This is a genomic window from Candidatus Polarisedimenticolia bacterium (assembly GCA_036004685.1).
Classification (GTDB): Bacteria; Acidobacteriota; Polarisedimenticolia; order Gp22-AA2; family AA152; genus DASYRE01.
Map to the genome: position 1 here is coordinate 16,608 of DASYRE010000031.1, position 13,616 is coordinate 30,223.

A 13,616-nucleotide genomic window follows, 5' to 3' on the forward strand; every position below is an offset into this window, starting at 1 on the left:
ACCCGTGCGCTAACAAGCGAAGCTGTCATTATCGAAATCGGGCTATCTCTAGCCGCAGAGTTCCGACGCATCCGGGCGAGGTTCTGCAAACGGAGTTCCTGGCGCCGCTCGGTCTGACACAAGTCAAGCTGGCCGAGCACATCGGGGTCTCCGTGCAGCGCATCAATGAAATCATTCGCGGGAAGCGCGGCATCACGCCGGAGACTGCGTGGCTTTTCGCACAAGCCTTCGGCACGACCCCCCAGTTCTGGGTCAATCTCCAGACCAACCATGACCTGGCCAAGGCACATCCGACCCGCAGCGTCCCAAAGCTCCGGAAGGCCGGCTAGGGGAAGCGGCTGGGTTGCTGGGAATGTCGCCTTACGAGCAATACGCCTCCAGCTGGTCGAGCGTCATCGTCCAGCCCGCCTTGGCGCCCTTGGTGGCCTGCTCGATCTCCGGCGTCATCACGTGGAACGTCTGGCGGACGTGCAGCTTGGTCTTTGAACCCTGCTCCTCGAAGGTGACCACGGTCGACATCTGGCCGGCGGGACCGCCTTCGAACTCGCCCGTCCAGGACAGCTTCGCCGGCGGGACGATCTCACGGTACGTCCCGGTGAACGGGAAGTCCTTCCCGTCCGGGCCGCGCATCGCCATGCTGAAGCTGCCGCCCGGCCGGAAGTCCATCTTGTCGATGATCAGCTTGTAAGGCTTGGGCGCGAACCACTCCGCCATCTGTGCCGGCTTGGTCCATGCTTCGAAGACCCGGGCGCGCGGCGCATCGATGACGCGCTCCAGCACCAGCTCGAAGGCCGGCTTCTTGTCCAGATGCTCGGCCAGGCGTCCCAGAGTCTCCTCGCCGCCCTCGATCGCGCCGTACTCCTGGACCACGTGCTCGCGCGCCTCGGGCGTGGCGAAGACCATGTGGAGTGTCAGCTCGGTCCCGCCGCCGGCGGCCTTCAGGGACCAGGTGGCCCGGAAGCTCTCTCCCTTGGCCCCCTTTCGCCCGCCCGCGTTGGTGTAGACGATGCGCTCCGGGGGGACGATCTCCTCGAAGCGCGTCAGGTTCGGATACTCGACGCCGTCTGGGCCAATCATGATGTGCCGCCAGACGCCCCCCGGCTTGAACGCGAACTCCTCCGTCTTGGTCGTGAAGCCCTTCGGTCCCCACCAGCGCTCGACCTCGTCAAGATTGGTGATCGCCTGCCAGACGCGCTCCCGCGGCGCGTCGATGACCCGCGTGAAGCGGAGCTCCCGATCCGAAGTGTTCGTGGTGGCACCGGTCTTCGTGTCGCTCATCTTTCTCTCCGTGAAGTTCAGATTCGTTTTGGACCGTCTTGCTTGAGATCGGCCTCCTGCCCCGGGCCGGTTCTGCTTGAGGTCACCCTCTTGCCCAGGCCGCTCATGGGTTCTCCTTGAGGTAGCGCTCCAAGGCGTCGAGCCGGTCGTTCCACGACCTGCGATGGCGCTCGAGCCAGCGCTCCGCCTCCTGCAACCGCTTCGCCTCGAGCCGGCAATGATGCTCGCGGCCCTGCTTGCGCCGCGTCAGCAATCCCGCCTCCTCCAGAATGCGCAGGTGCTTCGAGATCGCCGGCGCCGAGACCTTGAACGGCCTGGCCAGCTCCGACACCGTCGCCTCGCCCGCCGCGAGACGCGCCAGGATGCCGCGGCGGATCGGATGAGCCAGGGCGCCGAAGGCGAGGTCGAGCTGCCGCGCGCTATAGTTAACCATATGGTGAAATATACGAGGAGGCTCCGCGGCTGTCAAGTATCGATTGCTGGGCCTCCGTCATGGACGTCGGTGGTCCACGCGGCTCGGCGATGTATTCGCGACCGCCTCACGGACGCAAAGGGCTCGATACCCCAGCGCCACCCGTGCGGAGCAGATGGGGCGGGTTACATGTACCTGCTTGAAGTGAAGGCTGGGATGATCGGTTGGTGGCCTGCTCGATCTCAGGCGTCATCGCGTGGAACGTCTGGCGGACGTGGAGCTTGGCCTTCTGGCCCTGCTCTTCGCCCGCGCTCGAGCTCGGCCGACCCGCCGGGCAAGAAACCGGGAACTCCCGGGCCGATTTCCTGAATAGACATCCGAAGGGAAAAAACTCGAGCGCCGGCTCTCCGTCCGAAGACGGTGAGCGGCGGGAGACCTTTCGGTCCGAAGGAGGTCCGACATGAGCGGAGCGAGACATGTGAGGCGTCTGGCGGTGGCGGCGATGGCCGTGGTGGCGGTCGTGCTGGGGTCGTGGTCGGGAGATCTGCACGCGGCCAGAGGCACGCCGGGGCAGTGGAACCTGGCCACCGGAATCTGCGGAACGGTGGTGGATCTGGCGACCCAGGGGTACACCGGCTACGTCTTCGCCGCGGTGCAGTCGCAGAACCAGTTCTGCGCCGGTGTCTACCGGAGCAGCAACGGCGGCGCCAGCTTCTCGAAGGTGGGGATCACCTACCCAGGCTACAGCCAACCCACCATCTTCGACCTTTCCAACGGGCCCGGCGCAGCCATCTATGCCGCCACCAGCGCCGGCATCTGGCGAACCTACTCGGAGACCATGGTGACCTGGGAGCGCCTCACCAACGGTTTCCCGGTGAATGAGTACGGTGTCGTGCTGGGGTGGATCTACATGGTGGACTGGGTGTGGGGCAGCAACGAATTCTACGCCACGTTCGATCCCGAGGCGCTCAATGGCGGCGGGCTCTATCGCAGCACCGACGGCGGCAGCTCCTGGACGCTCGTGCAGCCGGGCCTGGACGCGGTCTCAGTGAACCACGGCATGCAGTGCGGCGGCACCGGTAACTTGACGGTCGTCGCCGCGGCCCGACCCGACCGCGGGGGACTCGCCGGCGGATTGTGGGTGAGCCGCGACGGCGGCGTCACCTGGGCCCGCTCGCTGACCTGGCCGACCGCCCGCGCCATGGACGCCGGCATCGACTGCAGCGGCAATCAGTACATCAACAAGAATTTCACCCACATCTTCGTCACCAACGGCGATCCCACCGTGAACGCCGCGGTCTACCGCAGCACCGATCTCGCCCAGACGTTCGTGCCCGACAACCAGGGCATTCCCACCTGCTGCGGCTCCACGATTCGCGACGACCGGCTGGGATGGACGCTGGGCAACGTGGTGGGGAGCTGGGCGCCAACCAGCGGCGGGGACGGGCTGTACACGCGTAACATCGAATCCAAGATCGGCGCGGCCTGGTCGAAGTACACCGCCAACGGCCTGCCGTTCGGCGCCGCCATCGCCGACTGGGTCTACACCCCCGATCCCGCCACCGGCATATTCCAGTACGTGGTCATCGTCAATGGAGGCATCTACTACAAGCGCTGACCCTGCACGGCAGCGTCATGCGCGCGAGGGGTGGGCCGCCGGGCCCGCCCCTTTTTCTTATCAGGTCGCAAAGGCGCTGCCGATTTACATCCAAGCGAGGCGTAGCCTCGCCCGTCGAGCGGCGCGCCGGGATGCTGCGGCTCCAGAAGCCGGCCAGGAGTCCGTCACCGTTTCCGAAGCGGTGGACCGCCTGAACGAGTCGAACTCCAGGCGAAATGCGTCACCGGGGGTTCGCTTTGCGCGTCCAGTCGGTGATGAGCGTCACGGGTGAGGCGAGGTCCTCCTCGCGAGGGACGGTCACCAGGAAGCGGTTGCCGTCGGGCGCCACGTCGTAGGGCCAGAGCCCGGAAGCGCCGTGAAACTGGAAGAGCTTGCGGGACGAGCCTGTCTGGAAGCCCGCCGCCGACGGGATGATTTCCACCGACACCAGGAAATTGCCGGGATCGATGTAGAACAACTCGCGGCCGTTTCGATTCCAGCGCGCCTGCCGTCCTCCCCCCTGCGAAACCTGCCAGCGACCTCCGGGCTGAGGATACGCCGCGACGTAGACCTGGTTCCGGCCCGTCTCCCCGGCAGTGTAAGCGACGAAGCGACCGTCCGGAGAAAACTGGGCGCTGAGGAAGAAATCCTCCGACTTGATCTTGGCGAACAGCGTGGGTTTCCCCCGGCCCGCGGCGGCGATGGAGTAGAGCTCGCCGTCGAATGGCTTCGCCGCATCCTCCGGCCAGTACAGCAGCACGTCGCGCCAGGACGCCATCGGCCAGATGAAATCGGACTTGGAGTCGATGATCGGCCAGGATCGGGTCCCATCGATGCTGAGCGCATCCAGCTTGGCGTTGCCGGCACCGTTGGTCGGCACCGCAACCGACTTGCCGTCGGAGAGCCAGGCGACGTGCGGATGGTCGGCGTTATCCACGGTGAGCTTGTTCCGGCGGCCCGTCTCGAGATCGACCAGCCAGATGTCCGAGGTGCCGTGGTCCGGATTCGCGATGGAGAGCACGGCGCTGCGCCCGTCCGGTGAGATGCTCGGCGTGCCGCCGTACGTATAATCCGCCGGCTCGCCGACGTCGCCCAGGATCCGCCCGGAGCGATCGAGCCAGCGCAGCTGCGTGCGTGTCTGGTTGCTCCCCGTCATGCAGAGGAGCACGCCGCTCTCGGAGGCCGCGAAGACCCCCCGGCTGAATCGTTTGTCGATGCGAACTTCGTCCACGAGAGGGACGGCCGGACCGTCAATCTTCAGCGCGGCTGTGTCGAATCGCTGGGCCACCAGCACGGTGCCGCGCACATAGATCAAGTGTCCGCGCGAATAGATGATGTTGGACGCCACGTGCAGCACCTCGGTTCGCCGGTTCGATCCCAGCTCACCGGCGTAGATAGTCGGTGCCTCACCGCTGCCGGCCGTGGCGCCGTGACGAGCCAGGTAAAGAAAGTGCCGGCCATCCGGAAGAAAGTGCGGATAGCGGTGGCTCTTTTCCGTGAGGGCGGCGTCGAGGGTGGTCGCCGCGGTCACCGGACCGCCTTCGCTTGAGACCCGGGAGACCGGACCGAGCGCCCCGCTGGTGAACAGAATGTCGCCGGCCCGGTTCCAGGTTCCGCCCCGGGGGTCCACGTCGTCCGCCAGGGTGATCACCGGGCCGCCCGCCACATCCACCCGTTTGAGCTTGGCGTTGGCGAAGAACCCCAGCGATTTCCCATCCGGAGAAAAGAACGGTCCCTGCGCGGATTCCGTGCCGGCGAGCGGGTGGGCGTCCGCCGCTCCCAGCGAGCGCACCCAGAGCAGGTCGGGCCCCTGGCCGTTGCGGGCGCAAAACGCGATCGTCGAGCCATCCGGAGAAATGGCGAGGGGCAGCGGGTTGTCGGTGCTCGACGAGAACAGCACGCCCGGCGGCGGCTCCAGCAGGGCCTGGGCAAGAGGCGGCTCGGGAGGCGTCCGGGTGGCTACGAAAACCGCTGCTCCGGCGGCCACGACCGCCAGCGCCGCCACCACCCAGGCGACCACTTCGCGAAGCGGGCGCCCCTTGACCGCCGGTTTCGTGGCACCGGTCTGCCAGCCGCCCTCGGCGATCCAGTCGAGCTGCAGCTTCAAGTCGTGCGCGTTCTGAATCCGGTCGGCCGGGTCCTTGGCGAGACAGGCCTCCACCAGCCGGTCGAGCGCGGGCGGCGACACCGGCACCGCCTGGGAAATAGGCGCGGGTTTGGAGCCCATGATGGAGGTGATCAGCGACGCCTGGCTCGCGCCGCTGAAGGCCCGCCGGCCCGTCGCCATCTCGTAGAGCACGCAGCCCAGCGCCCATATGTCGGCGCTCACCCCCGCCTCTTTTCCTTCCAGCTGCTCGGGCGCCATGTATTGAAACGTTCCCACGATCGTCCCCTCGGCCGTGAGCGGCTGGGCCATCGTGGGCGATTGCGTGAGCGCCGTCATGGAGACGCCGCTGCCGCTGTCCCCTCCCGCCAGGCCGGTGGCGCGCGCCAGGCCGAAATCCATCAGCTTGGCGCCCGATTTCGTGAGCATCACGTTGCCGGGCTTGAGGTCGCGGTGCACCACCCCCGCCCGGTGCGCCTTGTCCAGCGCGTCGGCAATCTCGGCGCCGATGCGCAATACCTCGGGCGTGGGCAGCGCCCGCTTGGCGAGACGCTCCGCCAGCGTCTCGCCTTCGATCAGCTCCATCACCAGATAGTCGGTGCCGCCCTCTCGGCCGATGTCGAAGAGCGTGCAGATGTGCGGATGGTTGAGCGACGAGACCGTTTTCGCTTCGCGCTCGAAGCGGGCGCGGACTTCGGGATTCGACGAAAGGTGTTGCGGCAGGACCTTGACGGCGACTTCGCGCCCCAGGCGCGTGTCACGCGCCCGATAGACCTCGCCCATCCCTCCCGCGCCAAGCGGAGAGAGCACTTCGTAAGGCCCAAGCCTTTTTCCGGCGTTCAAGCTCATCGTTTCGGCCATCCCTACGGGCGAGGCGTCGCGTAGCGAGGCAGTATAAGCTGAAACCACCTCCCGCCTCCCCGGAGAGCCCGCGTCCGCTTCCCTCCACCCGCCGGTTCTTGATAGTATTTGTCCGCCCTTTTTGACCCCCAGGCCACGGCAACCCAGGCACCCGGACGACCGTCTCCCGCGCCGCGGCGGGCGGCCCGCCCCGTCACCGAGGAGGCCTCTTGCGCATCCCGACCTTCAAGATGGAGCGGATGCAGTCCACGTACGAGAACTACGTGGAGTACAACCTCTCCGAGTCCGGCGTCCACCCGATGCGCCTGGATGAGCTGCTGGACGGCTCGCCGGCGGCGCTTTCGACCGAGCGCCTGCTCGCAACCGAGCTCGGCTACTGCCAGTCGAACGGCACCGAGAAGCTGCGCGAGCTCATCGCCCTGTTCTACCCCGGCGCCACGCGCGAGAACGTCATCGTCACCAACGGCGGCGCCGAGGCCAACTACGCCTCCTTCTGGACGCTGCTCGAGAAGACCGACCGCGTCGCCCTGCAAATCCCCAATTACTTCCAGACCCCCGGCCTCGCCCGCATCTACGGCGAGCGCGCCGATTTCTTCCGCCTCGTCCGCCGCAAGGAAGGCGCCGCCACCCGCTGGGCGCTGGACGTGGAGTCCCTGCGCCGCGCCGTGACCAAGAAGACCCGCATCATCCTGGTGACCAACCCCAACAACCCCACCGGCGCCATCCTGACCGAGGCGGAGATGGACGCCATCGTCCAGATCGCCCGCCGCGCCGGCGCCTGGATCGTGGCCGATGAGATCTACCGCGGCGCCGAGCTCTCCGGGACCACCACGCCAACCTTCTACGGACGTTATGCGCGCGTCCTCATCACCTCCGGCCTCTCCAAGGCCTTCGGCCTCCCCGGCCTGCGCATCGGCTGGGTCGTCGGCCCTCCTAAGACCATCGAGGCGATCTGGACCCACCGCGACTACACCACCATCGCCCCCTCCATCGTCAGCGACCACCTCGCCCGCATCGCCATGGAGCCCGCGCGGAGGGAGAAGATCTTCCAGCGCACTTACTCGATCATCCGGACCAACCTGCCACCGCTGGAGAAGTGGATTGCGAGCCATGGAGATCTCTTCGATTACACGCCCCCGCAGGCAGGAGCGATTGCGTTCCTGAAGTATCGCCTGCCGATTGGGTCGATCAAGCTGGTGGACAGGTTGCGTAAGGAGCAGTCAGTGCTGATCGTCGCGGGAGATCAGTGCGGGTTGCCGAAGCACATCAGGATTGGGTACGGGAGTCCGGTGGAGTATACGGCGAAGGGGTTGGGGAAGATTGACACCTTAATCCCCCGACTGCGCAATCGTCGGACCCCGACTCGTGCACCGCATAGACTCACATCCACTTCGATTCGGTCATGACGCCAAAACAGCTCCTGAAAACCATTTAGTGCGCCGCGACTCTTGAGCGGAGAAGAATATGGCTGAGCCGTATACAATACGAGTGTTCGTTCCGGAAGGTGACCCGGAGGGAGTGAAGATTGTCGAACTCCTAAATTGGACCGGCGTCGGTATCGCCTTACCACGCTCGGCCTGGCCGAAAGTGGCCGGACGCTCGGAGTTCAAAAGAGCGGGCGTTTACATTCTCACTGGTACAGCGGAAGGTACCGACGATGAGCTCCCGACGATCTACGTAGGTCAAGGCGACGAGATCGGCGCGAGGATCGAATCACATTACGCGACAAAGGACTTCTGGCACTGGGCATACGCGTTCGTCTCCAACGCGAACGCTCTGAATCGTGCCCACATCACGTGGCTAGAACACGCGCTGCTTCAGCGAGCGCAGAACGCTGAACGTTGCCACCTCGATAACGCGAACCAGCCAAGAGAGCCCGGACTGTCGGAGTCTGAGCGTGCCGACACGCTGGGTTTTCTGCGAGAGATGCTCCGGATTCTCCCACTCCTAGGCGTTCGCGTGTTCGAGAAGCCTACTCCGGTCGCTACGCCTGGGACGGGTCCCCCGACAATGCGGGGTATGACGGACCCATCTGATGAGAGGGATGCAGTCGTCGTGCCAGCTCAGGAGGACGGATTCAGGAAGGTGTTCCTGGGTGAGAACTGCTGGCATGCGATCCGCATTGGTGGCGGAATGCTCTCCAAGATCAAGTACATCGCGGCATATCAATCTGCACCGGTATCCGCAATCACCCATTATGCTCGCGTGAAACGAATCGAACCCTACGGTGACGATAACAAATACCAGCTTGTGTTCGCGGAGCCCGCCACGCTGCTTCCGAGACCGATTCCATTTGCCGACGCACCACAAGGATCAATGCAAGGACCGCGGTATACGAGCCTCGCACGCCTGCTCTCCGCAAAGCGGGTTGTCGAACTATTCGGTCGGTCTCTGTCAGTCATTTCGGCGCGCTCGACTTAAACCACAAGCCCCTATGGATCTCGGGGTAGAATTCACTCTTGGCTTAGCAGGAAGTGGAGCCTGAAATAACTGGAACTGCTTTGCCTCGCTCCCTGAGCATCCCGAAGGTATTCACTATTGTCACAGAAGAGTGACTGCAATGACCGATGAACAACGCCAGGAAATCATCCGCCGATTACAACAAGGCGAGGTGCTTTCGGCAGACTGGGTGCGAATCCTCTTCCCACCAGAGAAACGCGAATACGAACTCGTCTATTACGGGAAGGAACGCGAGGAAGACATAGTTGCCAACGCTATTGCCGTGCCCCTTCAAAAGGTTCGCACGTTCGGCGAGAACGGAGACGGATGGCACAACATGCTTATCTTTGGCGACAACTTGCAGGTGATGAAGACCCTGCTTGAGATGAAGCGGGAAGGACGACTCTGCAACGGTGATGGAACGCCTGGAGTTAGGCTTGTCTACATTGACCCACCGTTCGCCACAAAACGAGATTTCAGCGGCTCGAAGGATCAAAGAGCTTACCAAGACAAGATCGAAGGCGCCGCTTTTGTCGAATTTATGAGAAGGCGTCTCGTCCTACTGAAACAACTACTGGCAGACGATGGCAGCATATATCTCCATTTAGACACAAAGAAACTTCATTATCTCAAGATTATAATGGATGAGTTGTTTGGAGAATCGCGATTCTCAAGTGAGATCATATGGAAGCGAACATCTGCCCATAGCGACGCGAGTGGATATGCCAACATTCATGACTCTATCCTCTTTTACGCACAATCAGAGATTACACCTTTCAATTCTCAATATCGGCCCTACGCCGAAGACTATGTTGCAGGGCGCTATAAACACATCGAGACGACCGGACCGAGAAAGGGAAAGAGATATGCCGACGATAACCTCATCGGCACAGGTTTGAAAGGGGGTGGCTACCCATACAAATGGAAGGGCATCTTTCGGACATGGCGATGTCCGGAAACAACCATGAAGCAATATGAAAAAGATAATCTTCTCTACTACACAAACAAGGGCGTAGCACGCATCAAGCGTTTTGTGGACGATCTTCCTGGGGTTTCTCCCGCTGATGTCTGGCTGGATATCAATCCAGTAAATTCCCAGGCCGCTGAACGCATGGATTATCCAACACAGAAACCAGAATCATTACTTGCTCGCATAATCGCTACGTCCTCTCGCGCTGGCGACTTAGTTCTAGATGCATTTGCGGGATCAGGAACGACCTGTGCCGTTGCAGAGAAACTGGGTCGGCGATGGGTTGGCGTCGATTGCGGCAAACTAGCCGTTTACACTATCCAAAAACGGATGCTCAATTTGCTGTCCGGGATTGGCAACCAAGGCGAAGTCCTTAAGCCCAAGGCGTTTGGGCTCTACAACGCCGGTCTTTACGATTTCTCAAAGCTCCGATCGTTGTCGTGGGATGCGTGGCGCTTTTTCGCACTGCAATTGTTTCAATGTCGAGACGAGGCTCATAGAATCGGCGGCATCCAGCTCGACGGCTACCTTAGAGGGACAAGCGTGCTGGTGTTCAATTATCAGAAGCAACCCGGTGTGAGGATCGACGAAGAGACGGTGCAAAGCTTGCACGAAGCCCTTGGATCGAAGGTGGGCGGCCGCCTTTTCATCATTGCACCCGCGCTGGTTTTCGATTTCCAGCAGGACTACCTGACGCTGGACGGCGTGCGCTACTTCGCTTTGCGCATACCCTATTCGATCATCCACGAACTTCACCAACGAGAGTTCACGGCGCTCAAACAACCTGTGGACGAGTTGGCAGTCAACGACACGGTGGATGCGGTTGGCTTCGATTTCATTCGCTCGCCCGATTTGCACTACGTGGCCACGGCAGAAGGACAAAAGGGCGAGCCGTTCAGCGAAGGCGTGATCCACATCAAGACATTCAAGAGCGAAGCCGCTGTCCGGGACTCCACCAAGAAGTCTAATCGCGAGACGCTTTCGATGGTGATGCTTGACTTTGATTTCGACACGGAATCAAACGTATTCGACGTCGACGCGGTATATTACGCTGGGCCGATACAGAAAGAAAACTGGAAGGTGCGGTTTCCGCTCGAATCGGTCGGCAAGCAGCTCATGGCGGTGTTCGTGGACATCTACGGCAATGAGGCACGAGACGTCATTCCCGCCAGCAAGTTTGGTCTGGGTCTCGCACAAGCAGCAAAGCCCGCCAAGAGGGCGCCAAAGAAAGCGAAGAAGTAATCCACCGTGGGCAGCAAAGGTGATAAGCGCACATTTCAGAACGAGGACCTTCTCCTGAAGGTGACCGACAACATCGACCCGAAGACATGGAACGAGGGGAAGTACGAGGCATTTTTGGACGAGCTCTGCGGCTATAGGGAATACCAAAAAGAGGCCATCCGCGCGACGTTACGCTTCCTACTTGGCGGCAAATACACCAACCTTCGAGAACTTGCGAAGGAGAATTTCGACGACAACGCGGAGCTGCAGGAGCGCTATGGATCTTGGGCGGGCATGGAGAAGCAGCTTCAGTTGCCTGAACAGTTAGCCTGCTCTGTCGATCAGGCGACGGGGACTGGAAAGAGCTATGTCCTCTATGGGCTAGCGATGATCTTACTAGCCGAAGGAACGGCCGATCGCGTACTCGTGCTCTGCCCATCGAACACGATCGAGGACGGCCTTCTGAAGAAGTTTAGGGAGAAGGCTGGCAACAGCGATCTTCGAGATGCCCTCCCCGACGGCGCGCGATTCGGGACGCCCAAGATTATCAACGCATCGGAAAGCATCGTGGATGGCTCAATCTGCGTAGAGAACTACCATGCCATTCTGGAGAATACCAAGTCCTCCATACGCGAAAGTTTGAAGGGCAAGGGCGCCCGGGTAGCCGTGATCAACGACGAGGCACATCACGTCGTCAATGAGTCCGGGACGACCTCCAAACGATGGAAGGAGTTCCTCGAAGATCCCGACTATGGGTTCAGGATGGTAGTGGGCGTTTCTGGAACATGCTACGTGGGAGACGATTATTTTGCCGACGTGGTTCATCGCTACTCGCTGAGGCAGGCCATCGAGGAGAAGTTCGTCAAGAGGGTGGAGTATGTGGACGAACTCCCGCCCGCCGCCGAAAAACCGGAGGAGAAGTGGCAACTGATTTACAACCGACACGAGGACTGGAAGAAGAAACTCAAGGCTAGGGGCATTCGGCCGCTGACGATCGTCGTCACGAAAGGAATCGCCGATGCCGAGCGGGTCGCGGAGGAATTGCAGGGCTTCCTCGAAGAGTGGGAGAGTCTCAAGTCTGACCAGGCGGCGGCAAAGGTCCTGTGCGTGACCTCGGCGGCGAAGCATCAGCCCAATGTTGCCAGGCTGCGGGTGGTGGACAGTCCCGCGAGCAAGGTGGAGTGGATCATATCGGTCTCAATGCTCAGCGAAGGCTGGGATGTAAAGAATGTGTTCCAAATCGTTCCGCACGAAGAGCGCGCCTTTAACAGCAAGCTGCTCGTTGCTCAGGTGCTTGGTCGCGGCTTGCGTCGGCCAGATGGCTGGAAGGGTGAGGACCCAGTTGTGACGGTATTCAACCACGATTCGTGGTCAAATCGGATCAAGCATCTGGTGAATGAGATTCTGGAGATCGAGCGGCGGCTGACATCTACGGTCAGTGCGGCATCGCCTCACAATTTCGACCTACACAATCTCGACTACACTCGTGAAGAGGATGCTACGACTTATGCCAAAAAGGGGGAATATAGGCTGTTCGAGGGTGGCTATGTTGATTTGCCCACGCAAGTGGAAACGGAGGATGTCACAGTTGGGTTCGAGCGCGCCGTTTCGGAAGAGCACGTGACCTTCAAGACGACGATTCGTCACAAAACGTGGACGGTCGAGGAAGTCGCTGAGCAGATGTATCAGCGGCTCAAGTCGATTGATGACGAATCGAAGGATGCCGATGACCCGAAGGATCGAACTAGCTATGCGAAGAGGTTCCCACGGGCCGTGTGCGAGGAGGTCGTTACGGCTTCGCTCAGGCACGCGAACGTCAGGACAGGCAAGATCACCGATGACAACAGGCAGAAGTTTCTGCAGGCGCTGGGCACACTACGGCGTAAGGCGGCGAAGCGGGTCGTTTACAAGCTGTCGCCCAATGCGCTGCTGTATGAGAACACCTCCACACGACAAGCAGAAAGCTGTAGCGCTGCCGAATTGCGTCGCGGGTCCAAAACAGTGTTCTACCCTCCCGGCTGCGCTAGCACTCTCGTTGACGAGCAGAAGGAGTTTTTCCGCGAGGTGGAGGACCCTGATGGTGATTTCCGAGGTGGGCGTGAGGAAGTCAGTAACACCGCGGACTTCAAGACTCCGCTAAATCTCGCCATTGCGGATGCAACGCCGGAAAGAAAGTTCATTCGCCTGCTGGTCAGTCGGGATAACGCCCATACGTTCAATGCCTGGCTGAAAAATACACCGGTCGGGTTCTACGTGATTGAATATGCTTGGAAGAAAGGCAATAAGCCAAAGCGCGGAGAGTTTGCTCCCGACTTTTTCATCAAGCAGGACGATCGCATCTTCGTTGTCGAGATCAAGGGCGACGAGGAGATCGCCGATCCTTCGGCCGACAATGTTAAGAAGCACGAATACGCGACTGATCATTTCAAGCGACTCAACCAATGGCTCGAAAAGGTCAAGATATCGACTCGCTATCAGTTCAACATGATTTCGCCGAGGAGCTTCAACGTCTTCTTCCAGAAGCTCAGAAGCAGAGACGCCGTTGGTTTTCGCTCTGACTTGGATGTCTCCATGACGAAAGCTGCGAGCTAGGGGTAGTGATTAGCTTCTTAGCCACGCCGATCGAACTGCACGACTCCAATACACGGTCGAGCTGCGGCGACTACATTAGCGCCTACGACATCGGGCAAGCCGTGCAGGACGGCGCTACGGTGCTGACCTAATGCCAAACTCG

10 protein-coding genes are annotated in these 13,616 nt (G+C 61.2%); 7 read left to right on the top strand and 3 right to left on the bottom strand.

Annotated elements, in window-relative coordinates; translation table 11 throughout:
* Positions 1-44 precede the first annotated feature (44 nt).
* Positions 45-329, top strand: a complete 285-nt coding sequence (locus VGR67_07055; protein HEV8336153.1) for a HigA family addiction module antitoxin — start codon at positions 45-47, stop codon at positions 327-329.
* Positions 330-360: 31 nt separating this feature from the next.
* On the opposite strand, the gene VGR67_07060 is transcribed toward VGR67_07055, so the two are convergent.
* Positions 361-1,278 (bottom strand): SRPBCC domain-containing protein, encoded by a 918-nt coding sequence (locus tag VGR67_07060; GenBank protein HEV8336154.1) that lies wholly within the window; start codon positions 1,276-1,278, stop codon positions 361-363.
* A 103-nt stretch (positions 1,279-1,381) separates the two neighbouring features.
* Entirely contained in the window at positions 1,382-1,711 is a 330-nt protein-coding gene (locus VGR67_07065; GenBank protein HEV8336155.1) for a metalloregulator ArsR/SmtB family transcription factor, read from the bottom strand.
* Between the two features lie 439 nt (positions 1,712-2,150).
* On the opposite strand from VGR67_07065, the gene VGR67_07070 reads away from it, so the two are divergent.
* Complete coding sequence (locus tag VGR67_07070) at positions 2,151-3,308, top strand: hypothetical protein (GenBank protein ID HEV8336156.1); 1,158 nt, start codon at positions 2,151-2,153, stop codon at positions 3,306-3,308.
* 220 nt (positions 3,309-3,528) lie between these two features.
* On the opposite strand, the gene VGR67_07075 is transcribed toward VGR67_07070, so the two are convergent.
* Positions 3,529-6,240: a protein kinase gene (locus VGR67_07075; protein ID HEV8336157.1), complete on the bottom strand. Its 2,712-nt coding sequence runs from the start codon at positions 6,238-6,240 to the stop codon at positions 3,529-3,531.
* Positions 6,241-6,461: 221 nt separating this feature from the next.
* Here VGR67_07075 and VGR67_07080 point away from each other — a divergent pair, with 221 nt between their 5' ends.
* From VGR67_07080 to VGR67_07100, 5 genes are all read left to right on the top strand, one after another.
* A complete protein-coding gene (locus VGR67_07080) occupies positions 6,462-7,658 on the top strand; it encodes an aminotransferase class I/II-fold pyridoxal phosphate-dependent enzyme (GenBank protein HEV8336158.1) in 1,197 nt (398 codons plus the stop codon).
* Positions 7,659-7,716: 58 nt separating this feature from the next.
* Entirely contained in the window at positions 7,717-8,673 is a 957-nt protein-coding gene (locus VGR67_07085; protein ID HEV8336159.1) for a GIY-YIG nuclease family protein, read from the top strand.
* Between the two features lie 139 nt (positions 8,674-8,812).
* On the top strand, positions 8,813-10,903 hold the full coding sequence (locus VGR67_07090) for a site-specific DNA-methyltransferase (GenBank protein ID HEV8336160.1): 2,091 nt from the start codon (positions 8,813-8,815) through the stop codon (positions 10,901-10,903).
* A gap of 6 nt (positions 10,904-10,909) precedes the next feature.
* A complete protein-coding gene (locus VGR67_07095) occupies positions 10,910-13,474 on the top strand; it encodes a DEAD/DEAH box helicase family protein (GenBank protein ID HEV8336161.1) in 2,565 nt (854 codons plus the stop codon).
* Between the two features lie 5 nt (positions 13,475-13,479).
* Positions 13,480-13,605, top strand: coding sequence for a hypothetical protein (locus VGR67_07100; protein ID HEV8336162.1), 126 nt, complete (start codon positions 13,480-13,482; stop codon positions 13,603-13,605).
* Positions 13,606-13,616: the final 11 nt, after the last annotated feature.

Excerpts from the sequence above, each read along its gene's own strand:
- VGR67_07060 (HEV8336154.1), bottom strand. The coding sequence starts at position 1,278 with ATGAGCGACACGAAGACCGGTGCCACCACGAACACTTCGGATCGGGAG.
- VGR67_07065 (HEV8336155.1), bottom strand. The coding sequence starts at position 1,711 with ATGGTTAACTATAGCGCGCGGCAGCTCGACCTCGCCTTCGGCGCCCTG.
- VGR67_07070 (HEV8336156.1), top strand. The coding sequence starts at position 2,151 with ATGAGCGGAGCGAGACATGTGAGGCGTCTGGCGGTGGCGGCGATGGCC.
- VGR67_07075 (HEV8336157.1), bottom strand. The coding sequence starts at position 6,240 with ATGAGCTTGAACGCCGGAAAAAGGCTTGGGCCTTACGAAGTGCTCTCT.
- VGR67_07085 (HEV8336159.1), top strand. The coding sequence starts at position 7,717 with ATGGCTGAGCCGTATACAATACGAGTGTTCGTTCCGGAAGGTGACCCG.
- VGR67_07090 (HEV8336160.1), top strand. The coding sequence starts at position 8,813 with ATGACCGATGAACAACGCCAGGAAATCATCCGCCGATTACAACAAGGC.